Here is a 26,681-nt window from a genome sequence, read left to right on the forward strand (position 1 = left end):
GCCCCCGAGACGAAGGGCCGGCGCGTCTGCCATACGCGCCGGCCCTTCGTTTGCTTCCGCCTGACTTACGCCTGCGCCGGACAGCATGGCGCTGCTCATCTGCCAGCCTGATAAACTGGCGTCCATCTTCCATCAGCCCGAACATGCGATGAAAGGCTGCCTCTGTTCCGCTAGCACCCGCCCAAGCCGCTGACGGAAACTTGCGACGAAGTTTCTGGGTCGTGCTGGAACGACCCAAAAGGGTAAATCGTGAACTCAAGGCACCTCGTGGTCAGCTCGGAAAGACGAGGTGGCCAATGACTATCCTCGTCTACGGAAAGAAGGCTGGTCGCACCACTGAAAACCAGATGCTCCAAGTCTTCCTGGATCGTCTGGATCTACGCTGGGGAACCAGCACAGACTGGATCATCGTCATCGCCAATGCCTTGTGGAACGGCGCCGAGATCGATCTGGTCTGCATTTTGCCTTCCGCTATTCTGGTTGCCGATTTCAAAAGCCATGATGGCAGGCTGATCGGCACTGAAAACGGTCCATGGCAGGCCGATGGTGCAGTGGTCAAAGGCGGGCGTAAAGATAATCCCTATCAGCAACTGCGCGATAACAAATTCTCAGTCCTGAACTGGCTGCAATCCAAGTCGCTGCTCACTGGCCGCAATCTCGGACATATTTCAGCCGGCGTCGTATTTGGCGGCGATATCGAAGATCACCTGGAACTTCCAGCCAAAGTTCGCTCGTGGTTCTATCCAACGAACCTGAACAACTGCACAGCGCTGCTGGATCGCCTCGCTTCGCCCGAACTGCATATCGATCCAAAGGAAGCGCAGGACATTATTCATCAACTGGGCGTCCAGCCAGTCGAGTGGCTCTCCAGCCACCCCAAAGTGCGGGACATCGGCCAGGAGCCGTTCAAGCCATTGCCCCGCACGCTCCTGACCGCACACCAGCACGAGGCGCTACAGACACTGACCAATTTCGTTTCCACGGACGGGCTGATTACCTTCTCCGTTCTCGGAATGACCTCGACTGGTAAGAGCCGTTTGTTGGCCACTCTAGTTTCCGAGATCCAGAAATCCCGCAGGACGCCTATCGTGTTGGCGCCCAATCGGCGCTTGGCAGTGCATGCCCCCGTGGAAGCCGAAAGCATTTACGCGCACCTCTTCGGCGGCGTCAATTCCCAAGGCAAGAAGGATGATGTCGCCAAGGAAAGCGCGGAGCCCGATGTCATTCCCATGCGCCTTTGTGAAGACGACGAGGACGCCGTCTATCTGTTGGATGATGCTCATCTCCTAAGCAACTCCCGGTTCACCACGCCGGATCGCAAGCAATACGGCTCAGGTCACCTGCTCGACGATTTTTGTGACTTCACTGAGCTGGGGTCAGGTAAACGCAAAGCAATCTTCTTTGGCGATCCCTATCAGATCCAGCGCTCGGGCGACAACGATTCCGCTTTGTTAGGGCAATTTCAGAAGAGCCGGGAACTGAAGCATCAGTTTCTGGAATTGTCCCAGGTGATCGATACCACCGGTGGCTCCGCCAAACTAGCCAACGCTGAACGCCTGGTGAAGGCCATTCGTTCGGAGCGATTCGCGGAACTGGACTTATTGAAGGATGAGGGGTTCCGACAGGCCGATAGACAAACTGCAGCTTCGGAGATCCTGGAGCGATATAGGTCCGACCCCAGTTCTGTTTGGTATCTCGCCGAAACCCACGCGAAGGCGAATGCATTGACCGTCTGGGTGCGCGAACGATTGCACGGCAAGAAGCGGCCTATGAGCCTTGAGCCGGGTGACCTGCTGGAAATTTATGTCAGTGGGGAGGACAAGGATTTTGGTGGTCGCCGGCTGGTGACCTCGGTTGGCCTCAGGGAAACGTACGAACAGCCGCTAAAGGGACGTGACGCTCAAATCGTGTTCCATTCCATGAGTTGCTCACTGGATAAAACCGAGCACAATCCGGTAGACGTATTCGAGGAGTTTCTCGTTTCTGAGAGACCCGAACTCAGCGCGGATATTGCGATTGCGGAATGGGTTCGCCGCAAGTCCGAGACTCTCCCCCCATTGCCAGCTTTCGCTTACGTGCGTTACGGCTACGCCTCTACGGTCCATCATGCCCAGGGCATGTCCCAGGCGATTTGCTATGTGAACTGCGATCATGCGGCAGGCCACCATTCGGAAGGCTTCTTCCGCTGGCTTTATTCGGCACTCACCGTTCCCGAGCGCGAGCTGGTGCTGGTGAATTTCACCGACATCCAGCCATACGACTCGGCCGTTTGGAAGACCGCGGCTGTGTCAGTGGCCGCAGACATCCCGATCGGTGCGGGGTGGTCCTTCCAGCCCAATGGCATCGCCTCGGAGCAAGACCAGCAGCGCAGTGTGCCGCCGGGCTTGGAAGAATCCAAGGACTTTCACAAATCGCTAGCCATCTGGCTGCGCATCGCCAAGGCGGCGCAGGCGTTGGGCTGGCATGTGGCCAAAGCTGCCTGCCACTCCTATCAGGAGCAATACGACCTTGTCGGCCCGAAGGGTGAGCTATCCAGGCTGCGCATCGCGTACAACGGCAAGAACGTCGTTACCGCCATACACGTCAATGACTCGGCACATTGGTCGTTGCTCGCCAGCCTGGCCGCGGAATGCCTGCAGGCCAATGGTTACTCACCGGAAGTCGAAAGTTTGCTGACTTCCGCCAGGTCGCGGCTGGGACCTTATGGCTGGAAGATTGTCTCGGCGACTGAAGCTGCATATCGCTTGCACCTCGTTGTCGCACGGGATCATGAAGAGCGCGTTTCCATCGAGATCAACTTCGGCAAGCAGGGGCTGGTTTCCAGCCTGCGCCCGCTCCACACCAGCAACTTGGCTCTGCTCGATGAAATCAAGGAGGCGTTGTTGTGACTTGGCAGGATGTCCAAAGGTTGCGCAAGGAAGGAAAACTGAAAGAGGCCCGCGAAGCAGCGGGCTACGTGCTTGCGGCGAATCCGGACGACTTCAAGACCCGCTCACAACTGGATTGGGTTATTTTCGACGAGATCAAACAGGCGGTTATTCGAATCGACGCGGCGCTGAAAGCCAGTCAACGAGCCAGTCATCAGGACTTGAACTACGTAAGGACGCGATGGGATGAATACCTACAATCCCAGCCTCGCGTGCCGGAAATGGCCTGTTCGATGATCGTCGGGCAAATCACCAAGATTGCTCACTTGTTGCCGACGTACGCTTCCATCATCTATTGGCTACGGCTGGACGGCCTCCGCGACGAAGATTGGCAGCCCAATGAATACCAGGAAAAATCCCTTCCATCCTTGGCCACGAAGATTGCCTTGGGTCTGTGCAAATGGATAAAGACCCACTCGGATGCAGCCACGGATGAAGACGTGGATATGGCCTTGGAGTGGATCGAGGCGGCGAAAAAGAAAGCCACGGGGGACTTCCCACTCTGGTTGAACTGGAATGCAGCGATTCTGTTCCGCAACAAAGGCAATTTTCAGCGGGCTACCGAACTTTTGACCAGCGTCATCAAGGCCAAGCGAAATGAATTCTGGGTCTGGGCAGAAGCCGGGAGGTTGTACCAATCGGAGCAGCCGGAACTAGCTTTATCTTGCTTCTGCCGCGCACTGGAATGTCCCGCCGAATCGAAGTTTCTGGTGAAGGCGCATCGAGAGTTGGCCGAATTGCTGGCAGAGCAAGAGGATTATGCCCAGGCCAGCAGGGAAATTGCCATCACGATCGATATCCGTCAGGCCGAGAAATGGCCGATTGGACGGGAGCTCGAAGCGTTGATTGCCAGACCGTGGTACGACCCGTCTGCAAACGAGGCTGAAGAGCCGAAAGAATTCTATGGTCGCCATTCGCCTGCGGCGCTGGCGCTTTGCTTTGATGTCGTGGAAACCGCGGCTGCGACCTATCTGGGCCTTCTGATTCCACATATGCCTAAGGAACCGCGTCCCGGTTGGAGACCGAGAGCCTTGCCGCGATTCGCCATCAAGGATGGCCAAGGAAAGGCCTGGAGTCTGGTCGGATCAGGCATGAAAAAACTCAAAATGGAGCCTGGACGTCCAGTTACGGTCGTGATTGGACGCCAAAATGGTGAAGGCAGGGCAACCATCGTCCATGTTTCCGGCAGGCCCGAAGGAAAGCGCTGGGACTGCCTTGAATCGGGATCGGGAATAGTCGTGCGCGAAGCCTCCCAAGAAAAACCGTTGAAGGTTTTCATTGCAGGGACTGGCGATGAATTGGGTACGGAGGCTTCCATCGCCAGATCCCTTTGTGTGGGCGATAGTGTGCGACTCGGCCTGGCGCGCAATCCCAAGAACGATCGATTGGATGCATTCAGCGTGGAGCGGGGGGAGCTGCCCGACAAAGACGTGAAGCTCGTCCAAGGAAAGCTACGACGTAATCCCAAGGGATTCGGCTTCGTGGATGATGCTTACGTGTCCTCGGATATTGTTGAATCAGTCGCTTCTAGCGTAATCGACGTGGCCGCGTTGGCTGTGTTCGCAAAACACCCAACCAAAGGCGAACGCAGCTGGCGAGTCATCAAGTTGAATCCTTTATGAACAGGTCCAGCCAGCCACCTGGCAATCGGCTATCGCATTGAGAGAAGGCAATGGTGATCGCAAACAATAAGCTCCCTATCAACCTTGAGGATTTGCTGCGGCAGCGCACCGTGGAGGGCGAGCGCATCGAATACAAAACCGGGTGGAACCCGGACGCTATCATCCGCACGCTTTGTGCCTTTGCCAACGACTTCGAAAACCTGGGTGGTGGCTATGTAGTGATAGGACAGAACTGCAACGCCGATGGCCAACCGGTGTTCCCGCCGGTCGGGCTGCCAGACAATCAACTCGACAAGATTCAGCTAGGACTTCTGGCGTACTGCCAATTGATCCAGCCGCCCTACTTCCCCATGTTGAGTGTTGAGCAGGTCGAAGGCCGCAACCTGATCGTGTTGTGGGCACCGGGCGGTCAGACTCGGCCATACAAGGCACCCGAGGCCGTTACCGCCAACAAGAAAATATGGCGCTATTACATCCGCCGCTATAGCAGCACGGTCGAGGCCAAGGGTGACACCGAGCAGGAATTGCTAAGCCTGGCGGCCAAGGTGCCATTCGACGACCGTTTCAACCAAACGGCGTGTGCGGAAGATTTGTCCAAGCCCTTGATGCAGGGCTTCCTGGAGGAAGTAGACAGCGCGCTGGCGGCGGATGCGCCGAAGCTTTCCGCCGAAGCATTGGGTCGGCAGATGTCTGTAGCGGGGGGCCCCGTCGAATCACCCTGGCCCAAGAACGTCGGCCTGTTGTTCTTCAACGAGACGCCGGACAAGTTCTTTCCTGGCGTACAGATTGACGTGGTGTGGTTCCCCGAAGGCGCGGGCGGCAATCGCTTCGACGAGAAAATCTTCAGGGGCCCGCTTGCGCGGATGACGCGCGAGGCATTGAGCTACATCCAGCGCAACTACCTGCACGAAACGGTTATCAAGCATCCGGATCGCGCGGAAGCCACGCGGATCTGGAACTTCCCATTCTCCGCCATCGAGGAAGCCGTGGTGAACGCGGTTTACCACCGCTCCTACGAGGAGCGCGAACCCATCGAGGTGCGTATCAGCCACGATGAATTTGTAGTGGCGAGCTACCCCGGTCCGGATAGGTCGATCCGCATGGAAGACCTGAGAGTGGGCCGTGCCGTCAGCCGTCGCTATCGCAACCGGCGCATCGGCGAGTTCTTCAAGGAACTGGAGATGACCGAAGGGCGCTCCACCGGTATCCCGAAAATTTTGAAGGAAATGGCGGCCAACGGATCGCCCGCGCCGCTATTCGAGACAGACGATGACCGCCTGTCGTTCGTGATCCGACTGCCGCGGCATCCGTTGTCCCTCGTTCCCACCGGGGAAGTCACCGGGGAAGTCACCGGGGAAGTCACCGGGGAAGTCGAGCGCCTGTTGCGCGTTGTGGTCGGAGAGATGTCGCGACAACAGTTGCAGGAGGCGCTGACGCTCAAGCATGAAGATCATTTCCGCAAAACTTACTTGCTGCCAGCCCTCGGACTGAGCGTCCTGGAAATGACGCTCCCCGAAAAGCCCCGCAGCAGTAAGCAACGCTACCGGCTGACGGCAGTCGGACGGCAATGGCTGCAAGCGCATTCTGACGGCGCCCAAGGCGGCCCGGCACTGAAGTCATCGTGAAATGAAAAAAGCCCGTGCACATGATGCACGGGCTTTTCTTAAGAACCACAACGCTTTGGGAGCACCGCGGAACAGGTCTTCCGGTCCGCGGGCGTAGCCCGCTGGAGCGTTTGCGCTCCTCAAGGTAGGGCTATTACGCGCGGGACATGCGCTTGCGCTCGTTTTCCGTCAGGTAGCGCTTACGCAGCCGGATCGACTTCGGCGTGACTTCAACCAGTTCGTCATCGTCGATGAATTCCACCGCGTATTCCAGCGACATCTGGATCGGCGGCACCAGGCGCACGGCTTCGTCGGTACCCGACGCACGCACGTTGGTCAGCTGCTTGCCCTTGATGGGGTTGACCACCAGGTCATTGTCGCGGCTGTGGATGCCGATGATCATGCCTTCGTACAGCGGCTCGCCCGGATTCACGAACATGCGGCCGCGATCCTGCAGCTTCCACAGCGCGTAGGCCACGGCATCGCCGTTGTCCTGGCTGATCAGCACGCCATTGCGACGCTCGCCGATGCTGCCTTCGCGCACAGGGGCGTACTCGTCGAAAATGTGGCTCATCAAGCCGGTACCGCGCGTCATGGTCAGGAATTCGTTCTGGAAACCGATCAGGCCACGCGCCGGAATGCGGTATTCCAGGCGGGTACGGCCACGGCCGTCCGGCTGCATGTCCAGCAGGTCGCCCTTGCGGCGGCCCAGTTCTTCCATCACGCCGCCCTGGTGCGGATCTTCCACGTCCACGGTCAGCAGTTCGAAAGGCTCCTGGCGCACGCCATCGACTTCCTTGAACACCACGCGCGGACGCGACACGGCCAGCTCGTAGCCTTCGCGACGCATGGTTTCCAGCAGAATCGTCAAGTGCAGTTCGCCACGGCCCGACACTTCGAACACGGTGTCGTCACCGGTATCGCGCACGCGCAGTGCCACGTTGGCCTTCAGTTCGCGATCCAGACGGTCGCGCACCTGGCGGCTGGTAACGAACTTGCCTTCGCGGCCGGCCAGCGGCGACGTGTTGACCATGAAGTTCATGGTCAGCGTCGGCTCGTCGATGCGCAGCATGGGCAGCGCTTCGGTGGCGGGCGAGGCGCTGTCCAGCACCGTGCAGCCGATGCCCAGGCCTTCGATGCCGTTGATCAGCACGATGTCGCCGGCTTCGGCTTCGGTGACCTGTTCACGCTCCAGGCCCTTGAACTTCAGCACCTGGTTGATACGGCCCTTGCCGGATTCGCCGTCAGGACCGAAGCGGTACTGCACGTCCATGCCGGTGCGGATGCGGCCACGGTTGACGCGACCCACGCCGATCTTGCCGACGTAGCTGCTGTAGTCCAGCGAGATGATCTGCAGTTGCAGCGGGCCGTTGGGATCGTCATTACGCTGCGGCACGTACTTGAGGATGGCGTCGAACAGCGGACGCATATCGCCTTCACGCACGTCGGGGGTCTCGCCGGCATAGCCCGACAGGCCCGATGCGTAGATCACGGGGAAGTCCAGCTGCTCTTCCGTCGCGCCCAGCTTGTCGAACAGTTCGAACGTGGCGTTGATGACGAAGTCCACGCGCGCGCCGGGGCGGTCGATCTTGTTGACGACGACGATGGGCTTCAGGCCCAGCGCCAGCGCCTTGCGCGTCACGAAAATGGTCTGCGGCATCGGGCCTTCGACCGCATCGACCAGCAGCAGCACGCCGTCGACCATCGACAGCACACGTTCCACTTCGCCACCGAAGTCGGCGTGTCCCGGGGTGTCGACGATGTTGATGTGCGTGCCTTCATACTCGACCGCGCAGTTCTTGGCCAGGATGGTAATGCCGCGTTCCTTTTCCAGGTCGTTCGAGTCCATGACCCGTTCGGCCACGGCCTGGTTCTCGCGGAAGGTGCCCGACTGGCGCAGCAGCTGGTCGACCAGCGTGGTTTTGCCGTGATCGACGTGGGCGATGATGGCGACGTTGCGCAATGCGCGACTCATAACGGATCCTTTAGGTTTTGACAGGCACCAGGCCCGCCGGCAATTCATTCATGGGCAGCAATGTCTGCTTGGGATCAGGCATCGCTTGCAAATCTTCCAGCGCCACCGCGTGCGTCAGCGAAAACGGCCCCACCTGGGTGCGCCGCAGCGCCGACAAGTGGCCGTAGCATCCCAGCGCACGCCCGATATCCTCGGCCAGCGTCCGGATGTAAGTCCCCTTGCTGCACGCCACATCGATCTGCGCGCTCATGCCTTCGCAGGCAAGCAGTTCGATGCGGTAAATCGTCACCTGACGCGGTGGCCGCTCAAGTTCAATGCCGGCGCGGGCGTACTCATACAGCGGCTTGCCATCACGCTTCAGCGCCGAATACATAGGCGGAATCTGCTCGATGGTGCCGACGAAACGTGACAGCACGTCGCGCAGCGCGGTTTCGTCCACGCCGGCGAATCCCGCCGGCGCCGTTGCCACCACGTTGCCGGTCAGGTCACCCGAATCGGTTTCCTCGCCGAAACGCAACGTCGCGACATAACTTTTGTCGGCGTTCAACATCGCGCCGGCAATCTTGGTCGCCTTGCCCATACAGCACACCAGCAAGCCGGTAGCGAAGGGATCCAGCGTTCCGGTATGCCCCGCCTTGGCGGCATCCAGCGTGCGCCGCACGCGCTGCAAGGCATGATTGCTGGACAGTCCTACAGGCTTGTCCAGCAGCACTACTCCGTCGAGCACCTGCCCGCGTCGTTTGGCCATCGTCGTATTCCAGGAAAAAGCAGTGACGACAGCCGCTCAGGACTGGTCTTCAGGCTCGTCGGGCTTGTCACGATAGGAATCGGGACGGTTGGCACGATCGATCAGTTGCGACATTTCAATACCGCGCGCGATCTGCTCATCGTGGAAGAAGCGCAGGGTCGGCACGGTATGGATGTGCAGCATGCGGTACAGCTGCGAATGCAGCCAGCCCGCCTTTTCATTGAGCAGGGCGGTGGCCGCTTCCGGCTCCGCGCCCATGACGGTGAAATACACCTTGGCATGGGCATAATCCTGCGACAGTTCCACCCCGGACAGCGTAATCAGACCGCCGCGCGCGACGTCGATTTCCCGCTGGATAAGCACGGCCAGATCCTTCTGGATCTGGTCGGCCAGCCGCAGATTGCGGCCCGGGATGGCTTTGGACTTGTGACGACTCATGATCACCGATACGCGACGCTCGCCTTACAGCGTACGCGCGATCTCCCTGATCTCGAAGACTTCCAGCTGGTCGCCCACCTGGATGTCGTTGTTGCCGCGCAGCGTCAGGCCGCAATCGAAACCGGACTTGACCTCTTTCACGTCGTCCTTGAAGCGGCGCAGCGATTCCAGATGGCCGGTCCAGGTGACCACGTTGTTGCGCAGCAGGCGCACCTGCGAGTCGCGGCGCACGATGCCGTCCAGGACCATACAACCGGCGATATTGCCGATACGCGAAATCGAGTAGACCTCGCGGATCTCGACCAGGCCGATGATCTCTTCGCGCTTCTCCGGCGCCAGCATGCCCGACATGGCCGACTTCACCTCATCCACGGCGTCGTAGATGATGTTGTAGTAGCGCAGGTCGATGCCGTTGTTGTCGGCCAGCTTCTTGGCGCTCAGTTCAGCACGCACGTTGAAGCCGATGACAACCGCATTCGAGGCGATGGCCAGGTTGATATCGCTTTCGGAGATGCCACCCACGGCGGCGTGCACCACTTGCACACGCACTTCCTCGGTCGACAGCTTGGTAAGCGCGGAAACCAGGGCTTCCTGCGAACCCTGCACGTCGGTCTTGACGATGAGGGCCAGGGTCTGCGTGCCTTCGCCCAGGTTGTCGAACAGCGAATCCAGCTTGGCGGCCTGCTGGCGAGCCAGCTTGACGTCGCGGAACTTGCCTTGGCGGAACAGCGCGATTTCGCGCGCCTTGCGCTCGTCGCCCAGCACCATCAGTTCGTCACCGGCGGCCGGCACTTCGGTCAGGCCCTGGATTTCCACCGGGATGGAAGGACCCGCGGTCTGCACCGGCTTGCCGTTCTCGTCCAGCATGGCGCGCACGCGGCCGAAGCTGGCGCCAGCCAGCACGACGTCGCCGCGCTTGAGCGTACCGCTCTGCACCAGGATCGTCGCCACGGGGCCACGGCCCTTGTCCAGGCGCGCTTCGATGACCAGGCCCTTGGCCAGGGCTTCGACGGGCGCCTTCAATTCCAGGATTTCCGCCTGCAGCAGCACCTGTTCCAGCAGGTCATCGATGCCCGCGCCGGTCTTGGCCGACACCGAGACGAACGGCACATCGCCGCCGTACTCTTCCGGCACGACCTCTTCGGCCACCAGTTCCTGCTTGACGCGCTCGGGGTTGGCACCCGGCTTGTCGATCTTGTTCACCGCGACCACCAGCGGCACACCGCCCGCCTTGGCGTGGTGGATGGCTTCACGCGTCTGCGGCATCACGCCGTCATCAGCCGCCACCACCAGGATGACGATGTCGGTGGCCTTGGCGCCACGGGCACGCATGGCCGTGAAGGCCTCGTGGCCCGGGGTGTCCAGGAAGGTCACCATGCCGCGCTCGGTTTCGACGTGATAGGCGCCGATGTGCTGCGTAATGCCGCCGGCTTCGCCCGCGGCAACCTTGGCGCGGCGGATGTAATCCAGCAGCGAGGTCTTGCCGTGGTCGACGTGGCCCATGACGGTAACCACCGGAGCGCGCGGCAACAGTTCCGCTTCTTCGCCCGGGGTAGCGGTGTCTTCCAGGAAGGCTTCCGGATCGTCCAGCTTGGCGGCGATGGCCTTGTGGCCCAGTTCCTCGACCACGATCATGGCCGTTTCCTGGTCCAGTACCTGGTTGATGGTGACCATCTGGCCCAGCTTCATCAATTGCTTGATGACTTCAGCGGCCTTGACGGACATCTTGTGCGCCAGGTCGGCCACGGAGATGGTTTCCGGCACGTGCACTTCGCGGGAAATGAATTCCGCCGATGCGGCTTCCTGCTGGTGACCGCCACCGCGACGATCGTTCTGGCCGCGTCGGCCACCACCCTTGCCGCCGCCCTTGCCACCCGCGCGCCAGCCGTCACGGCTGGCGGGAGCGGCCGGCTTCTCGGCGGGTTTCTTGCCGCGGTTGTCGTCGCTCCAGGAGGACGACACCTCGGTGGTCTTGATGGTCTTCTTGGTGCCCGGTGCGCCAGTGGTGCCAGGCTTGGCATCCTTCTTGGCGGCCGCGGGCTTGCCGGCCGGCTTGTGCAGCGTACCCTGCAGGTTCGCAGGATTGGCAGGCGCCTCCGGTTCGGGCGCACGCAGCACCTTGCGCGGACGGTTCAACATTTCACGCAGCGCGGCAGCCTCGGCTTCGGCGCGTTGACGGGCATCGTCACGCTGCGCGGAGGTCAGCGTGGCGGCGGCCGACGCGGCGACGGGCGGCGGACCGCGGCGGGCTTCACCGGCACGCGGACCACGCGGGCCCTGGGCCGGCGCTTGTCCTTGGGGTACGCCGGGTCGGGTCGCGACGGGCGGCGCGCCAGGCGCCGGCTTGGCGGCCGACGGGGTCGTGGACGGTTTAGCGGCGCCCTCGGCGGCCGGCTTTGCGGACTGGGTTGCGCTGGACTGCGCAACCGCGACAGGTTCGGAAATCTTCACGGGCTCTTGCTGGGCAACGGCGGCGACCGGCTCGGCGGCGGGGCCGGCGGCGGGTGCCGCGGATGCCTCGTGTTCGGGTTCCGGCTGTCGGGAAACAGGTTCTGCTTGGGTTTCGGTCGCCACCGATTTTTCGGCAGCGTTCTCTTGGGGCGTAGTGCCAGGCTTGGCTTCGGCCGGCTTGGCCTCCGCCACCGGGGCGTCGGCCGCCGGCTTGGTTTCAGCGTCAGCCGCCAGGGCAGCCTTGGCGGGCGCCTCGGGCGCAGCTTCGGCCTTGGCCTGGACTGGCGTCTCGGCGGGCTTCGGTGCACTGGCCGCTTCCGCGGCAGGCGCAGATTCGGCAGCCGCGGGGGTGCTGGCCACGGACTCGGCCGGCGCGGCGGCTGCCTCGGCGGATGCCGTTTGACCGGATGCCGAATCGGAGGATGCCGCCGGTGCTGAGGCCGACTGCGACGCCTGGCTATCGGCCGCTGCCGATGCCGTGGCCTCGACAGCAGGCGTGCCGCTGGCAGTCGCCGGCGTGGCAGCGGATTGCTCGTCGGCAGCTTCCGCCGCGATGCCATCCTGCTCGGCGGCGGCCTCGGCGGCCAGCTCGGCCGGATCACGCTTGACGAACACGCGCTTCTTGCGCACCTCCACCTGGATGGTGCGCGAGCGTCCGGTCGCGTCAGCCTGGCGGATTTCCGAGGTCTGGCGACGGGTCAAGGTGATTTTCTTGCCTTCCGCGGCGCCACCATGAGCGCGGCGCAGCGAGTCGAGCAGTTTCGCCTTGTCGCTGTCGGTGACGGAATCGTCTACCGATTTGAGTTCAACGCCAGCCGAGCGCAACTGTTCCAGTAGCACATTGGCAGGCATTTTCAGCTCGGTAGCGAACTGGGCGACGGTGTTGCTCGACATTAGGCGTTCTTCCTGTGTACGGCGATCTAACAATATGACTAGCGCAATCCAATAAAACGATTACCAGGCGGGCCGCTCAGCAGCCTACCCCCCTTCCTTCTCGTCGAACCAGTGCGCGCGGGCGCGCATGATCAGATCGCTCGAAGCCTGCTCATCCAGGCCCGAGATTTCCGCCAGCTCGTCGGTGGCCAGCTCGGCCAGGTCATCACGGGTGTGGACTTGGCGTTCGGCCAGCTTGGCGGCGAGTTCAGACGTCATGCCTTCCAACGTCAGCAAATCCTGCGCCGTTTCCAGGGCTTCTTCCTGGGCAATGGCTTCGGTCAGCAGAGCGTTGCGCGCGCGAGTACGCAGTTCGTTGATCGTGTCTTCGTCGAAGGCCTCGATCTCCAGCAGTTCCTGCATCGGCACGTAGGCGATTTCTTCCAGGCCCGCGAAACCTTCATCGATAAGGATGTCGGCCACTTCTTCGTCCACGTCCAGCTTGTTCATGAACGTCGTCCGCAGCGTCGAACGCTCGGACTGTTGCCGGTTCTGGCTTTCTTCCGGCGTCATGATGTTGATCTGCCAGCCGGTCAGCTCGGAGGCCAGACGCACGTTCTGGCCCTTGGCGCCGATCGCCTTGGGCAGGTTTTCCTCATCCACCACCACGTCCATCGCGTGCTTGTCTTCGTCGACCAGGATCGACTCGACGTTCGCCGGCGCCAGGGCGCCGATGACGAATTGAGCGGGCTCTTCCGACCACAGGACGATGTCGACCTGCTCGCCGCCCAGCTCATTACGCACCGCGGTCACGCGCGAACCGCGCATGCCCACGCAGGTACCGATGGGATCGATACGCTTGTCGTAGGCGATCACGGCAATCTTGGCGCGGACGCCGGCATCGCGTGCCGCCGCCTTGATTTCCAGGAGGCCCTGCTCGATCTCGGGCACTTCGTTTTCGAAGAGCTGGCGGATGAAGTCAGGCGCCGTGCGCGACAGGATCACCTGTTGGCCGCGCGCGGCGTGATCGACCTTGAGCACGAAGGCGCGCACACGATCGGCCACACGGATATTTTCCTTGGGGATCATCTCCGAGCGCGGCAGACGAGCTTCGATCTTGCCGGTTTCGATGATGGCATCGCCCTTGTCCATACGCTTGACGGTACCGGACACGATGGTCTCGCCACGGTCCAGGAAGTCGTTCAGCACCTGTTCGCGCTCGGCGTCGCGGATCTTCTGCAAGATGGCCTGCTTGGCCGCCTGCGCGCCGATACGACCGAACTCGATGGGTTCGAGCGGTTCCTCGATGTATTCGTCAACTTCGATATTGGGCACGATTTCGCGGGCGTCCGACAGCATTTCCTGCTTGTCGGGTTCCTGCAGGCCAGCTTCGTCCGGCACCACCAGCCAACGGCGAAAACCTTCGTGACTGCCGGTTTCACGATCGATGGAAACACGGATGTCCGCATCGTCCTTGAACCGCTTTTTCATGGCCGAAGCCAGCGCACTTTCGAGCGCTCCGAACACAACCTCGCGCGTTACGTTCTTTTCGCGCGCCAAGGCGTCGACCAACAGAAGAATTTCGCGACTCATCGCTTTTTGCCCTTGAAATCCAGAACGGGATCCAGCTTGGCGCGCTCGACATCATCGAACGTGAAACGCACCACCTGGATATCGTTCTTCTTTGCCTCAAATTCCACACCGAAAGTGGTCTTTTCCTGCTCCTGCGCCGCTTCGTCGGCGACCAGGATGCCGTTAAAGACCTTGCGGCCCTCCACGGCGTCACGCAGCTTGACTTCCACGCGCTCGCCGGCAAAACGGCGCAGATCGGCTTCGCTGCGCAAAGGGCGGTCTATGCCAGGCGAACCCACTTCCAGCCGCTTGTAATCGATATTCTCGACCTCGAACACGCGCGACAGCTGACGCGACACCTGTTCGCAATCCTCGATACGCACCCCTTCGGGACGATCGATGGTCACGCGCAGCAGGCCCAGGGCGGCACGTTCGACGTCGACGAGTTCGACGTCCATGCCGGCCAGCGCCTCTTTGGTCATTGCGAATAAATCAGCCATATGCTCGAAAAAAATGGGCTGTACGCCCAGCCCATCGTGTTGTGCGGGAAGCACGCTTGAAAGCAATGCTACCCACGCCTTTATTTGTTCACTCGTCGTTGACCGGGATGCTTGGCGACCGTGACGGCGGTAGACAAGGATAAATGCCTCGTTGCCAGCCATGCGGAAACGCCAAAACCCGCCTGTGCCTTGCTGTACGTATCGAGTACGCGTACGGGGTACGAACAGCTGCAAACACAGGCAGGCACAAACGACGAGCCTGCGAAACCCGGAATTTTATCAGATTTTCGGGAAATTGCTTGCTACGTCTAGGAGTTACGAAATTCGGGACGGCCTTCGTCCCGGATTACGCCTGATGTCCTGACGCATCAAGGCCTATCCTGGCGCCCTGGGGCTTGCCCTGGCGCCATGAGGCCCGCCTCGGCGCCTTAACGGTTGCCGCGACCGCGCAAATCCGCGATGCCGATGCGCGACTCGTGCGCCGAGGCGCCACGCGGCTGCCAATCGTCGCCCTTGGAGCCGCCACCATTGCCACCGCCGTTGCCGCCGCCAGCACTCCGATTACCGCGCGGCTTGTTGCCCTGCGGTCCCGCCGGCTTGCCAGTGCGATTGCCCTTGGGCGGACGCGGCGAACGCGGACCCTTGGACTGCCCTTCGGCGCCCGGCTGAGCGTGCTGGCGCTGGCCTTCGCCCTGCCCTTGCTGACGGGGACCGTCACCCTGGGCATGCTGACGCGGACCGTCGCCCTTGCGAGCATTGGGATTCCTGCCGCCATGCGGACCACGCGGCTTCTGGCCCGGCTTGCCGCGGCCTGGGCCTTGGCCCCGCCCCTGGCGCTGGCCCTGCTCCTGGCCTTCCTGGCCCGGGGCATAACCTTCGCCACGCGCCTCGTAGCCCTGGCCCTGGCCCTGGCTTTGACGCCCACGGCCCTGACCCGCGCCCTGGCCGCCCTGAGCACCCTGGCCGGGACCGCGCTTGCCGCCACGGCGGCCGCCCTTGGCGTTACCGCCGCCGGCACCGCCATTGCCATTGCCGTTGCCCTTGCCGCGGCCACCGCCGTCATGTCCCAGTGGATGCCCGTTGGCATAGCCGCCGGTGATCATCAAGCCGGTGCCGAAGGGGTCGGAAGGCGAGGATGCCGTCTGGCCGCTGCGGCCGGGCTTGCCGCCCTGCAGCTTGCCGCGCCGGCCGATGCGCGCGCCGTTCATGCCGTTGTTGTCCAGCGTACCGAAGCCCGGGGGCAGCGCGCTGTCGTGCGATTGGGGCTGCTTGGAACGGCCACGGCCATCGCCGTCGTCGTCATCGCGCAGCAGGCCCAGTTGCACCATCAGCGCCGTGCACAAATTAGGATCCAGCTCTTCCCAGCGGCCGCGCCGCAGCGTGGTCGGCAGCACGATGTCGCCGAAGCGCGTGCGGATCAGACGGCTCACCGTCACGCCGATGGCTTCGAACATACGGCGGACTTCGCGATTACGGCCTTCCTGCAGGGTGACGCTGTACCAGCGATTGCTGCCGTCACCGCCGATGAAGTCCAGCGATCCGAAAGCGGCCTTGCCGTCTTCCAGCTCGATACCCTCGACCAGCGAAGTCCGTTGCGCATCGTCCATGGTGCCGAGCACGCGCACCGCGTATTCACGTTCCGTGCCGTAGCGCGGGTGCATGATGCGATTGGCCATCTCGCCCGACGTCGTGAAGATCAACAGGCCTTCTGTGTTCAGGTCCAGGCGGCCGACCGACAGCCATTTGCCGGTGCGCAGCTTGGGCAGGCGGGCGAACACGCTGGCACGGCCACCGGGATCGTCGTGGCTGACGATTTCACCGGCCGGCTTGTGATACAGGATCACGCGCGGCGGCTTGCGGGTATTCAGACGGGTGATGACGCGGCCATTGACCCGCACCTGGTCATTGGCGGCAACGCGCTGGCCGATGTGGGCGGGTTCGCCATTGACCGACACGCGGCCGGCAACGATGAGCTCTTCCATTTCCCGGCGCGAACCGATGCCGGCGTCGGCCAGGACCTTGTGCAGCTTGGGCATGACGACCTCGCTGTTCAGGTACTTGCCCAGCCGCTGCTCCATGCGCGCGCTCTTTTCCAGGTACGTCAGGGCCTGCTCGGCCTCGCGCTCGTTGCCGCGATCGTGGCGCTGGTCGCCGGCGTCGGAAGCGGCGTAGCCGTCAGCCGGCGCATTCGCGCCCGCGGCACCCTGCCCACCCGCAACACCTTGCGCGGCGTGACCGCCGGTGTTTTCCACGGCGTCGCCACGGCGCCGGCGGAAAGGCGTGCGCAACTTGCGGCCACGGGTGCGGGCGCCGTTGTCGCCTTCGCCGCCTTGACCTTGATTTTGACCTTGGCCCGGGTTGGACGCATCGCCGGATGCCGAGGCTATCGGCTCGAAGGCCGGCGCGGCAAACAGGTCACCGCTTTGGCCCTGGGACGTGGCGGCGGATTCATTCGATGCATACTCATTACCCGCCTGGGCATTGGCGCCCCCGGCATGGGTGTCGCCGGCATTCGCACCCCTGGCACCCGTGCCGCGGGCATTGGCGCCCCCGGCATGCGCGCCGCGGTCATTCGTGCCGCGATCATTCGCGCCGCGTGCGGAGCGATTGCGCGGCGGCTTGCCGTCGCGCTGCGAGGAAGCGCGTGCGCCTTGTTCGCCGAGTTCGCCCAGCGAGCCCTGTCCTGCGTGCGCGCCATCCGCGCCAGGCTGCACGTAGCCGGCATCCGTGCGACGGCGCGAGCGTGCGCGGGGGGCCTGCGTTTCGTCGCCGGCGTTGGCGGCGGCCGGCACATTGTCCGCCGCGCCACTGGCGGGCGGCGCGAACGATTGTGCGGGTGCCTGTGCCTGGCCGGGCGCCTGCATTTGTGCGGGTGCCTGCATTTGTGCGGGTGCCTGCATTTGTGCGGGTGCCTGCATTTGTGCGGGTGCCTGCATTTGTGCGGGTGCCTGCGATTGCGCGGGCGCCTGCGTTTGTGCGGATGCCTGTGCCGGCGCAGCCGAGGGCTCGGATGCCCCTGCAACCATAGGCGTCGGCGCCTGGGCGGCTGACGCTTCTGCTTTCACTGCCTGCTTGCGTGCCGATGCGCGCTTGGGTGCAGCCTGCGCAGGCGCCGCGTCCGCGGTTTCGGTACGGGCGGATGCGCTTGCGGACGGCGAATCCGCCTGCCCGGTAGCGCCGCGCGCGTCGCTTTGCATCTCAGTCCGCTGGGCCGTCGATGCCACTTCGCCCGCTGCAGCGGCCGCACGCGGCGCGCGCGGTACGCGGGGCTTCTTGGCCGGTGCCGCGTCAGCCTGGCCAGCGTCAGTCAGGCCGGCGCCGGTCTGGCCGGCGTCCGCCGAGCCTGCTTCGGCCGCGCCAGCCTTCGTCCGGCGGGCCTTTGCCACAGCGGCGGGACTTGCCACAGCAGCGGGACTTGCCGCCGCCTGCACCACCTGTGACTGCCCATCCACCGCCGTCTCCGGCGCCGCCTTGGCGCGAGTCGACTTGCGCGGTGCGCGCGGACGGGCAGCATCCACCGTTTCCTGAGCCGGCGTGGCAACCACGGCCGACGCAGTCGCCGAACCGGTGGCGTCAGCAGCGCCAGCAGCATCAGCGCTGGTCACGCGGCGTGCGCGCGGCTTGCGCGCCGGCGCAGCGGCGCCATCCTGCGCGGCAGCGCCGGCAGCATTCGCGTGTTCATTCACGGGGACGACTTCGTCCTGCGCTTTCTTATTAATGGTCACTAGAACTACTCCGGATTTCTATCTTTGCGGGAAGCGGCGTGCGCATCCTCATCGTCGGACTGCTCGGACGAGCCTGCGGGCGTGTTGTCCGGCTTGGGTGACGGAATTTCAGGCTCCCCACTTCGCGGCTGGATTTCCGGCGCGACGTCGGGAGGCGTTATCTCTGGTGTACGGGCAGGTTGAGGGACCTGCGCCCCGTCGCCGGGCTGATCTATGGTGTCGTGCCCAGGCGGCGGCATATCTGGCCGGCCGGCAACGGGCGCCGCCAAAGCGGACACCTGCTCGTTCTCATGATCGATGGACAAATCGGCGTCGGCTGCGTTCCCGGCAGTTCCGGAATTTTTCGCGGAAGCCATATCCGCGGGAGCCGCGCCGGTCCGCTCCGTCGCCTGGCGCACATCGTGCGCGGCATCGTCAGCGGCTGGCGATAACGGGGATTCTACGCCAGATGCCGCCGCCCGTGCATCCTCTTCGGCCGGAATATCCACATTTCCCTCCTGCTGAAGGGCCCGAGTGGACCCAGAAACCACATTTGCGTCGTCCAGGGGCGGATCTGCGGGGGCATCGGATGCCTCGGACGCCCCTGACGCTTCCGACCCGCCAAATACATTGCTCAACTCGGCATCCCCTTCGGGATCGCCCGGCTGAACACCAGCAATGGCATCGGCATCGCCAACAGCATCCGCTGCAGCATCGGCATCAGATCCGGCATCGGCATCCGTCACTGCATCATCCGCGGCGACGGGTTCGACGGGTGTCCCGTCGAGGGCAGCCTGGAGGGCGGGCGGGGTGACTTCCTCGATCTCGATGCCGCCCAGGTCCAGGCCGGCCAGCGCCGCCGCCGCGCCTTGCGCTTCAAGAGGAGGCAGCTCATCCAGGGCCCGCAGTCCCAGATCGTCAAGGAACTGCCGTGTGGTCCCGAACAAGGCGGGACGCCCAGGGGCATCGCGGTGGCCAATGACTTCTATCCAGCCGCGATCTTCCAGTGTCTTGACGATCTGCGACGACACCGTCACCCCGCGGATATCCTCGATATCGCCACGCGTGACCGGCTGGCGCCAGGCCACGATGGCCAGCGTCTCCATGACAGCGCGCGAATACTTGGGAGGCTTTTCGGGATCCAGCCGTTGCAGATAGCGTTGCATATGCGGGCGGCTCTGGAAGCGCCAGCCGCTGGCGAGCGACACCAGTTCCAGGCCGCGGTCGGTCCAGAGCTGCTGCAGCGCTTCGAGCAAGCTGCCCAGTTTTGCGTCATCGATGTCATCGTCATCGTTGAACAGTTTGCGGATTTCGCCGCGCGGCATCGGCTGCGTTGCGCAGAGCAACGCGGCTTCGATGACTATAGTTGCCTCGCTTTCATTCATCGATCTATTCAATCTTTCTTAAAAAACAGGCAAAGGACTTGCCACAGTTCTGAAATAGGGTTAATATTCTTTTCTCAGACGCGGGGTGGAGCAGTCTGGCAGCTCGTCGGGCTCATAACCCGAAGGTCGTAGGTTCAAATCCTGCCCCCGCAACCAGATACACAGAAAAGGCTTGGCGAAATCGCCAAGCCTTTTTTGTTTTGCTGCTTGCTTCCCAGCCGCGCAGTTCATTTGAACCAAAGCGCGCGCAGCAACGCCCGCACCGGCTACGGCGTGGTGACGTGCGGAATTGCGACGACAGGTCGAAGGCGTGAACGCTGCTGCGCTTATCGCGGGCATTGACGGCGGTACGTACGAAAGGAAAGCTTGCAAAAAGACCTCGACCAACAAGGTTGGGCGCGAAAACAGGACAGCGAAAACACGACAGGTTGGGGCGAATTGCCGACCATGCGGCAAGGCACCAGGCAACGGACATCACTTAGGAGGTCCGATCCGGCGTTGCGTCAAATTTCGATCTGGAATGCAATCCTGAGCAAGTGGAGTGCCGTTGCGGTATTACCGGGCGCCACAAATGGCCAGCGCCGTGACCGCACATAGTCAACCGCATCGAGAGAATCCGGGATCAAGAAAATCGCGGACGCCGCGGACAGGCTGCATGCACCCCACGGCAGATCCGGAAAACAAAGCGGCTTTGCACTAACCCGGACCGCGCTGCAGGTATGCGGTCGATTATACGCGGCATTATCCCGAATGGGAAAAAATCGGGACGCAATCGAAAATCCCGGAATTCGGTCCCGCATCCGGGCGGCTACAGCCTTTCCCGCAGCATCGTGGCCAACGCCGCGCTGGACATGCCGCGTACGATGAACACCAGCCGCGAAGCGTGATCTTGGTAGGGGTGATCGTGGTCGGGCCAGCCGTCGAGGGCGACCAGGGGATAAAGCTCCCGGTGCACCCCGTGTACTACCCACGGTCCACTGCCGTCGGAAAAGTAAACCAGCCCCTTCACCCGCAGCAGTGATTCCCCAAGGGACTCCTGCAACGCAGACATACGCAGCAGGAATGCCGCCCGCGCGACCGGTTCGGTGTAGACATGGGTGCACACCGCCACATCATGCGCAGCGCCACCAGCGCTGAACCGAATGCCGGCCTCGGCACCTTCGCCCTGGCCGCCGGCCATGCCTTCGCCACTCGCCGACACGAAACGGCCCAACCACCCTGCCCCGCTTGCCGGGCTGCCTTTCCTGTAGCCGCCATCCGCCAGCAACAGGGAAGGCAGTTCCGCATCCGGCCGCAGCACGTGTACCGCCGCGGACGGATTGATCGCGCCAGCTCGCGCGCGTGCCGAGTCGATCTCCCGTGGCGACGCCAGATCCGCCTTGCCGATGACAATCTGGTCCGCCAGTGCCAACTGCTGCGTCATCTCGGCCGGCAACGGCAGCAGCGTTGGCGAAGCGTCGGGGGTGGGCACTGTGGTGGACGTCGGGGCGCGCATGGGCTCAGCCGACGGCACACCGGCCAATTGCCGCGCATCGGCAACCGCGATCGTCCCTTCGTACACATACCGCTCCGCCAGGAAATGCTCATGCCGCAGCGTGAACAGTATCGGCGCCGGGCTGGCCAATCCACTGGTCTCGATGATCAGGTGACGAAACGGCTTGATCGTCCGCCGCAGCGCCTGCATGAACAGATCCCGCAGCGTATCGGCCAGCGCCCCGCGCACCAGGCAGCAGATGCAGCCACCTTCCAGCACCGTGACGGTATCCGCGCTGCCGCGCACCAAGTGGTGATCGATCCCCACGCTGCCGTACTCATTGATCACCACAGCCGCACCCGCGAACCGGGGCGTCCGCACCAGGCGATTGAGCAGCGTCGTCTTGCCGCTGCCGAGAAATCCTGTGAGCACCGTCACACCGATGCGCTTGTCCAAGATGGCAGCGTCCCGGCTATCTTCAGCAGGCACCGGCATTCAGCCCACTCAGCGCACCGCAGTGCAAATGTGGAATCAGCGGCGCATGGGGCGTTTCAAGAAGATCCATCATTGAAGCGGTCCGATATTCTGGAAACCGGGACTATATCGGACCATGGAGCGGCCCGCCTGGCAGGCTGCCGATAATGAGCAAAACCGCGCGGCAAAACTGTCAAGCCGCGCGCCGTTGCCCTTCGGCGCCCGCCTCACCCAGGCCCGCGCCACTTCCTCGCGACGCCAAGCCGTGCGCATAGGCATACGCCAGGCTCATCGCCTTGCCCACCGCCACCTGCTCCGAGTGGGACACTGAACTATCACCCATGGGCGGCATGCCGTCGACCAGTGCACGCGCAACAAAGCCGGCCTCTACCGACGCTATTTCAATCGCGAATGCGCGGCCGCGTATGACGCCGCGCGCGACATGATGCCATCTGATCACAGCACGCTCCTCCGGGACGTTTTTATGACCCCATGCTCGCGCAAATGCCAAATCAACGAACTGCAGGCTCTTTCCGGGTGTTACCAGAAGTGCGCGACACCGCCCGCGACCGCCCCGCCGCGCCGCCAAATTGCAATCGACGCTTGCAAACGAGCCGCGCGCGATGCAACAACCTCCCATCCATCCGCCGACAAGGCAGCAGAACGGACGAAGGGCGACGATGGGGGTAACCCGTGACCGACGGCAAATATCAGCAATCAATCGCAAACCGCGCGTCGGCCGGCGGCCTCACGCAGCAGCAGCAGCAGCACCGGCTTGCCACTGGCGCAACCATCCCAAGCCCGCCGATGTCTGCCCGCGCGGCCGGTACTCGCAGCCTATCCACCCGTCATATCCCAACTCATCCAAAACGGTGAACAGATAGGGATAATTCACCTCGCCGGTGTCGGGCTCCTGGCGCCGCGGCACACCGGCGATCTGCACATGGCCCACGCGGCCCGCGGGCAAATACGTCCTTATACGCGTCTCCAGATCGCCTTCGACGATCTGGCAGTGATACAGGTCCATCTGCACCTTCAGGTTAGCTGCACCCACCTCCTGGACGATGGCATGCGCCTGCGCCTGATGATTGAGGAAATACCCGGGCATATCGCGCGGATTGATGGGTTCTATCATCAGGTCCCGCCCCAGCGGCGCAGCCTGGGCCGCGGCCCAGGACAGGTTTTCCACGTAGACATCGCGCAGGGACTGCCAGGTGGCATCCGCCGGCGCCACGCCGGCCATCACATGCACACGCGGGCAATCGAGGACATCCGCGTATTCCAGCGCGCGCAGAATGCTGTCGCGAAAGGCCTCGCGCCGGTCGCCCAGGCTGGCCATGCCGCGTTCGCCGGCCGCGTAGTCCCCGGGGTGCGCGTTGAACAGGACCTGCTGTAAGCCCGCCGCGCGCAGCCGCGCCGCGATATCGTGCGCCGGCCATTGATACGGGAACATGAATTCGACCGCGGTGTAGCCGTCAGCGGCCGCTGCCTGGAAGCGGTCGAGAAAGTCGTGCTCCGTGTACATCATGCTTAGATTGGCGGCAAACCTGGCCATGCGGGCCTCCATGCGGGTCGACAAAAAAATCAGCAGTTGCGGATCGCACCATACCGCAAAACACGCAGCCCGATGGCGCCAGCGGTGACCGGTAATCGTGAGCAGAAATGCGAGCGGCACCGCATCGAAGCCTGCCATGGGCAGGCACCCACCCTACGGAATCTCTTGCCCACAGGGGCAATCCGCGCGCCTCGCCCTCGTCGATCACGCCAGAAAATGCGAGCAGGAACGCGAATAGAAAATACGCACGGCGAGTCGTATTCTTTAAAAATGCGAGCAAATAATCGCATTTAAAAAACGCACTGGAACACACACCCAGCGCAACCCCGCAGCAAACCCGACACAACCCCAAACGCAAATCAAACGCGCAACGCAAAGCGCTTCCCCATGCAAACCGGAAACCACGCCATGTCCATGACCACGACTTTGACCTCCGCACCGCTGGCGCCCTTGCTGGAACAACTGTTCCAGCGGGCCGATGCGGCCACCAGCCCTGCCGCCGATGCGATCCCGCACGACGAACGCGATCGGCTGATGAACAGCAAGACCGAATACCTGGACCTCTATGGCCGCCTGAAAGACCTGTGGCTGCCTGTCTCGCGCGACACCGGCACCCTGCTCTACATGCTGGCGCGCAGCATCAAGGCACGCACCATCATCGAATACGGTACGTCCTTCGGCATCTCCACCCTGCACCTGGCCGCGGCCCTGCGCGACAACGGCGGCGGCCGCCTGATCGGCAGCGAATTCGAGCCGGGCAAGGTCGCCAAGGCACGCGAGCACATGATCGCGGGCGGCGTCGACGACCTGGTGGAAATCCGCGCGGGCGACGCCTTGAAAACGCTGGCGGTCGACCTGCCCGACAGCATCGACCTGGTGCTGCTGGACGGCGCCAAGGCCATCTACGACGACGTCCTGCGGCTGCTGGAGAGCCGCCTTCGGCCCGGCGCGCTGATCATCGCCGATAACGCGGACCGCTGCCCCGCCTATCTGGCTCGCGTCCGCGCGCAGGACAGCGGCTACCTGTCGGTGCCGTTCGCCGACGACGTCGAACTGTCGATGCGCTCAGCGCCGGGTTCGCGCGGATAGGTCAGCGTGAAGCGCACCCGCCCCGACGTCCCCGCCGCCACGCCATCCATGCACTCCGCCGTGGCGGTGCCACCATGCAGCACCATGATGGCCCGCACGATGGACAACCCCAGCCCGCTGGCGTCGGAGTCCGCGCTACGCGACACGTCGGCACGGTAGAAGCGGTCGAACAGCTTGTGCAGGCGTTCGGGCTCGATATAGGGCCCGACGTTCTCCACATGCACCATGACGAAATCCGGCCCTTCCTGCGCGCTCAACGTGACGACACTGTCGGCATCCGCGTACCGCACGGCATTGGCCACCAGATTGCCAAGCGCACGGCGAAACAGGATGGGATCGGCCTGCACGCGGCCCTGCGCGCGGGACGCCAGGCGTATGCCGCGCTCCTCCGCCAGCCCCTCGAAATATTCGGCGATGCGATCGAACTCGACCGTCATGTCCAACGGCGCATAGTCCAGGGCCGATTGGGCATTGTCCGCGCGCGCCAGGAACAGGATGTTTTCGACCAGGCGGGCGATGCGCTCAAGCTCCTCGACGCTGGAGGCCAGCACCACCTCGTATTCCTCCGGGCTGCGCCGTTGGCACAAGGCCACCTGGCAATTACCCAGCAAGGCGCCGATCGGCGTGCGGATCTCATGGGCCAGATCGGCCGAAAACTGCGCCATGCGCTCATATCCATCGGCCAGGCGGTCGAGCATCTCGTTGAACGACGCGGTGACTTCACGCAATTCATGCGGCGTGTCCCGTATGCTCAGCCGCCGGTCCAGGCTGCCCGGCGTGATGCCCGCCGCCTGTGCCGCCAGGTTGCGCAAAGGCCGCAGCCCGCGCCGCAGCGCCACATAGCCCAGCACGGCGATGGACAGAAAGGCCACCAGCACGGACGCCACGATCTGCGCGCGATACTGGCGCAGCATGCGAGTCTCGCCCAACATCACATGGCCGGCGCTGACTTCCAGTTGGGCCCCATCGGCCGTGACCGTCATCGCCGTGACCCAGCGCACCGGCACGCCCAGCGTACTGTCCTGGCCGTGCACGGCTGCCGTCGTCAGGGCCTGCCGCAGCGGCACGGGCACCAGGTCGGGCAAGGCCAGCTTGCCGGGATTGACGTTCACCAACGGTGCGTGACTCGGCTCGCGGAACACCAGGATGTCCTGCTCATTGCCCAGCATGTTCTCGAACAGCTGCGGCCGCGCGCGGATATCGTCCAGCCTCAGCGTCTGTTGCATCAGCGAGCGATAACGGTCCACCCGTCCGACCAGGCCCACATCGCTGCGCGCGATCATGTTCGCCTCCATGGACATGTACAGGTACAGGCCCAGCACGCTGACCACCACGGCAGCCAGCAACGCAAACAGCAGCGCGGTGCGCAGCGTCAGGGAGCGGGAGCGCTTTCGGCGCATTCGCGCACCTCGCAGACGTAACCCATGCCACGCACGGTATGAATGAGCTTGGGCTCGAAGGGCCGGTCGATCTTGGCGCGCAGGCGCTTGATGGCGACATCGACCACATTGGTGTCGCTGTCGAAGTTCATGTCCCACACTTGCGAAGCGATCAGCGTGCGCGACAGCACCTCGCCTTCGCGGCGCACCAGCAGATGCAACAGGGTGAACTCCTTGTTGGTCAGCGCGATGGTGGTGCTCATACGCGTGACACGGCGCCTGAGCACGTCGATGTGCAGGTCAGCCAGGCGCAGTTGATCCGCCTCACGCACCACACCGCGGCGCAGCAGGGTGCGGATGCGCAGGACCAGTTCCGTAAATGAAAACGGCTTGACCAGGTAATCGTCGGCGCCCAGCTCCAGGCCTTGTATGCGGTCCTGCAGCTGGTCACGCGCGGTAAGAAACAGGACCGGCACGTCCTGCTGCGCGCGCAGCGCCTGCATTACCTGCCAGCCGTTCAAGCCAGGCAACATGACGTCCAGCACCACCAGGTCATAGGCGGTCTCTGTCGCCATGTGCAGGCCATCGGCGCCATTGCGCGTCCAGTCGACGGCGTAGCCCGACTCGCCCAGGCCTTTTTTCAGGTATTCCCCGGTCTTCGCATCGTCCTCGACCACCAATATCCGCACGCATCACCTCTGTGCATCATCTCTGTATCAGAGACTGCATTTTATCGATCCGGCGCCGCGGACTGGATGACATTTTTGTCATCCACGGGTCATGCTGGCGTCCCCTGCCCGGGAGGATCATGGATTCCGCTGTTCCCGACGCATGGACTGTCCGGACCCGCCGAGCCCTTGGCCCGGTGGGTCTCGTCAGCCCCGTCGGCCCCGTCCTTCTTCGGACTTCAG

Annotated in this window: 17 protein-coding genes and 1 tRNA gene; 5 read left to right on the forward strand and 13 right to left on the reverse strand. The window is 63.1% G+C overall.

All coding sequences use genetic code 11. From position 1 onward, the window contains the following. The first annotated feature begins 296 nt into the window (after positions 1 to 296). From CEY05_RS26520 to CEY05_RS26530, 3 genes are read left to right on the forward strand one after another with little or no spacing between them, the layout of a single operon-like run. Positions 297 to 2,888 (forward strand): NERD domain-containing protein, encoded by a 2,592-nt coding sequence (locus tag CEY05_RS26520; RefSeq protein WP_198952917.1) that lies wholly within the window; start codon positions 297 to 299, stop codon positions 2,886 to 2,888. Next, complete coding sequence (locus CEY05_RS26525; RefSeq protein WP_198952918.1) at positions 2,885 to 4,549, forward strand: lipopolysaccharide assembly protein LapB; 1,665 nt, start codon at positions 2,885 to 2,887, stop codon at positions 4,547 to 4,549. Before CEY05_RS26520 ends, CEY05_RS26525 begins: the two co-directional genes overlap by 4 nt. A gap of 50 nt (positions 4,550 to 4,599) precedes the next feature. Then, positions 4,600 to 6,174, forward strand: a complete 1,575-nt coding sequence (locus CEY05_RS26530; RefSeq protein ID WP_088600278.1) for a Fic family protein — start codon at positions 4,600 to 4,602, stop codon at positions 6,172 to 6,174. 133 nt (positions 6,175 to 6,307) lie between these two features. On the opposite strand, the gene typA is transcribed toward CEY05_RS26530, so the two are convergent. The 8 genes from typA to scpB all read right to left on the reverse strand — a co-directional run bounded on the left by typA (position 6,308) and on the right by scpB (position 19,799). Then, entirely contained in the window at positions 6,308 to 8,128 is a 1,821-nt protein-coding gene (typA, locus tag CEY05_RS26535; RefSeq protein ID WP_088600279.1) for a translational GTPase TypA, read from the reverse strand. Between the two features lie 10 nt (positions 8,129 to 8,138). Beyond that, positions 8,139 to 8,876, reverse strand: coding sequence for a tRNA pseudouridine(55) synthase TruB (gene truB, locus CEY05_RS26540; protein ID WP_088600280.1), 738 nt, complete (start codon positions 8,874 to 8,876; stop codon positions 8,139 to 8,141). A gap of 36 nt (positions 8,877 to 8,912) precedes the next feature. Beyond that, positions 8,913 to 9,314: a 30S ribosome-binding factor RbfA gene (gene rbfA, locus CEY05_RS26545; protein ID WP_088600281.1), complete on the reverse strand. Its 402-nt coding sequence runs from the start codon at positions 9,312 to 9,314 to the stop codon at positions 8,913 to 8,915. Positions 9,315 to 9,338: 24 nt separating this feature from the next. Beyond that, positions 9,339 to 12,659 carry a translation initiation factor IF-2 gene (gene infB / locus CEY05_RS26550; protein WP_088600282.1) on the reverse strand — a complete coding sequence of 1,107 codons (3,321 nt, stop codon included), beginning with the start codon at positions 12,657 to 12,659 and terminating at the stop codon, positions 9,339 to 9,341. A gap of 84 nt (positions 12,660 to 12,743) precedes the next feature. Beyond that, complete coding sequence (gene nusA, locus CEY05_RS26555) at positions 12,744 to 14,231, reverse strand: transcription termination factor NusA (protein WP_088600283.1); 1,488 nt, start codon at positions 14,229 to 14,231, stop codon at positions 12,744 to 12,746. Continuing rightward, positions 14,228 to 14,710, reverse strand: a complete 483-nt coding sequence (gene rimP / locus CEY05_RS26560; RefSeq protein ID WP_088600457.1) for a ribosome maturation factor RimP — start codon at positions 14,708 to 14,710, stop codon at positions 14,228 to 14,230. The genes nusA and rimP overlap by 4 nt, the downstream gene beginning before the upstream one ends. Before the next feature lie 428 nt (positions 14,711 to 15,138). After that, positions 15,139 to 17,097, reverse strand: a complete 1,959-nt coding sequence (rluB, locus tag CEY05_RS26565; RefSeq protein ID WP_233161733.1) for a 23S rRNA pseudouridine(2605) synthase RluB — start codon at positions 17,095 to 17,097, stop codon at positions 15,139 to 15,141. A gap of 1,343 nt (positions 17,098 to 18,440) precedes the next feature. Beyond that, on the reverse strand, positions 18,441 to 19,799 hold the full coding sequence (scpB, locus tag CEY05_RS26570) for an SMC-Scp complex subunit ScpB (protein ID WP_088600284.1): 1,359 nt from the start codon (positions 19,797 to 19,799) through the stop codon (positions 18,441 to 18,443). Positions 19,800 to 19,878: 79 nt separating this feature from the next. Here scpB and CEY05_RS26575 point away from each other — a divergent pair. Further along, positions 19,879 to 19,955, forward strand: a tRNA-Met gene (locus CEY05_RS26575). 652 nt (positions 19,956 to 20,607) lie between these two features. On the opposite strand, the gene CEY05_RS26580 is transcribed toward CEY05_RS26575, so the two are convergent. The 3 genes from CEY05_RS26580 to otnI all read right to left on the reverse strand — a co-directional run bounded on the left by CEY05_RS26580 (position 20,608) and on the right by otnI (position 23,302). Then, a complete protein-coding gene (locus CEY05_RS26580) occupies positions 20,608 to 21,729 on the reverse strand; it encodes a GTP-binding protein (RefSeq protein ID WP_369825994.1) in 1,122 nt (373 codons plus the stop codon). Positions 21,730 to 21,940: 211 nt separating this feature from the next. Next, the gene (locus tag CEY05_RS26585) at positions 21,941 to 22,207 is read right to left on the reverse strand and encodes a hypothetical protein (RefSeq protein ID WP_088600286.1); all 267 of its coding nucleotides are present in this window, start codon (positions 22,205 to 22,207) and stop codon (positions 21,941 to 21,943) included. Positions 22,208 to 22,495: 288 nt separating this feature from the next. After that, positions 22,496 to 23,302, reverse strand: a complete 807-nt coding sequence (gene otnI, locus CEY05_RS26590) for a 2-oxo-tetronate isomerase (protein WP_088600459.1) — start codon at positions 23,300 to 23,302, stop codon at positions 22,496 to 22,498. Positions 23,303 to 23,716: 414 nt separating this feature from the next. On the opposite strand from otnI, the gene CEY05_RS26595 reads away from it, so the two are divergent. After that, on the forward strand, positions 23,717 to 24,391 hold the full coding sequence (locus tag CEY05_RS26595; protein ID WP_088600460.1) for an O-methyltransferase: 675 nt from the start codon (positions 23,717 to 23,719) through the stop codon (positions 24,389 to 24,391). On the opposite strand, the gene CEY05_RS26600 is transcribed toward CEY05_RS26595, so the two are convergent. Further along, complete coding sequence (locus CEY05_RS26600; protein ID WP_088600287.1) at positions 24,322 to 25,791, reverse strand: heavy metal sensor histidine kinase; 1,470 nt, start codon at positions 25,789 to 25,791, stop codon at positions 24,322 to 24,324. The two genes, CEY05_RS26595 and CEY05_RS26600, sit on opposite strands and share 70 nt — an antisense overlap. Next, complete coding sequence (locus tag CEY05_RS26605) at positions 25,764 to 26,459, reverse strand: heavy metal response regulator transcription factor (protein WP_088600288.1); 696 nt, start codon at positions 26,457 to 26,459, stop codon at positions 25,764 to 25,766. Before CEY05_RS26605 ends, CEY05_RS26600 begins: the two co-directional genes overlap by 28 nt. Between the last annotated feature and the right edge of the window lie 222 nt (positions 26,460 to 26,681).

This window comes from Achromobacter sp. HZ34, from assembly GCF_002209485.1.
Taxonomy (GTDB): Bacteria; Pseudomonadota; Gammaproteobacteria; order Burkholderiales; family Burkholderiaceae_B; genus Bordetella_C.

What these genes read in the sequence shown, in the direction of transcription:
- CEY05_RS26520 (WP_198952917.1), top strand. Translation starts at nt 297, where the DNA reads ATGACTATCCTCGTCTACGGAAAGAAGGCTGGTCGCACCACTGAAAAC.
- CEY05_RS26530 (WP_088600278.1), top strand. Translation starts at nt 4,600, where the DNA reads ATGGTGATCGCAAACAATAAGCTCCCTATCAACCTTGAGGATTTGCTG.
- typA (WP_088600279.1), bottom strand. Translation starts at nt 8,128, where the DNA reads ATGAGTCGCGCATTGCGCAACGTCGCCATCATCGCCCACGTCGATCAC.
- truB (WP_088600280.1), bottom strand. Translation starts at nt 8,876, where the DNA reads ATGGCCAAACGACGCGGGCAGGTGCTCGACGGAGTAGTGCTGCTGGAC.
- rbfA (WP_088600281.1), bottom strand. Translation starts at nt 9,314, where the DNA reads ATGAGTCGTCACAAGTCCAAAGCCATCCCGGGCCGCAATCTGCGGCTG.
- infB (WP_088600282.1), bottom strand. Translation starts at nt 12,659, where the DNA reads ATGTCGAGCAACACCGTCGCCCAGTTCGCTACCGAGCTGAAAATGCCT.
- nusA (WP_088600283.1), bottom strand. Translation starts at nt 14,231, where the DNA reads ATGAGTCGCGAAATTCTTCTGTTGGTCGACGCCTTGGCGCGCGAAAAG.
- rimP (WP_088600457.1), bottom strand. Translation starts at nt 14,710, where the DNA reads ATGGCTGATTTATTCGCAATGACCAAAGAGGCGCTGGCCGGCATGGAC.
- scpB (WP_088600284.1), bottom strand. Translation starts at nt 19,799, where the DNA reads ATGAATGAAAGCGAGGCAACTATAGTCATCGAAGCCGCGTTGCTCTGC.
- otnI (WP_088600459.1), bottom strand. Translation starts at nt 23,302, where the DNA reads ATGGCCAGGTTTGCCGCCAATCTAAGCATGATGTACACGGAGCACGAC.
- CEY05_RS26595 (WP_088600460.1), top strand. Translation starts at nt 23,717, where the DNA reads ATGACCACGACTTTGACCTCCGCACCGCTGGCGCCCTTGCTGGAACAA.
- CEY05_RS26600 (WP_088600287.1), bottom strand. Translation starts at nt 25,791, where the DNA reads ATGCGCCGAAAGCGCTCCCGCTCCCTGACGCTGCGCACCGCGCTGCTG.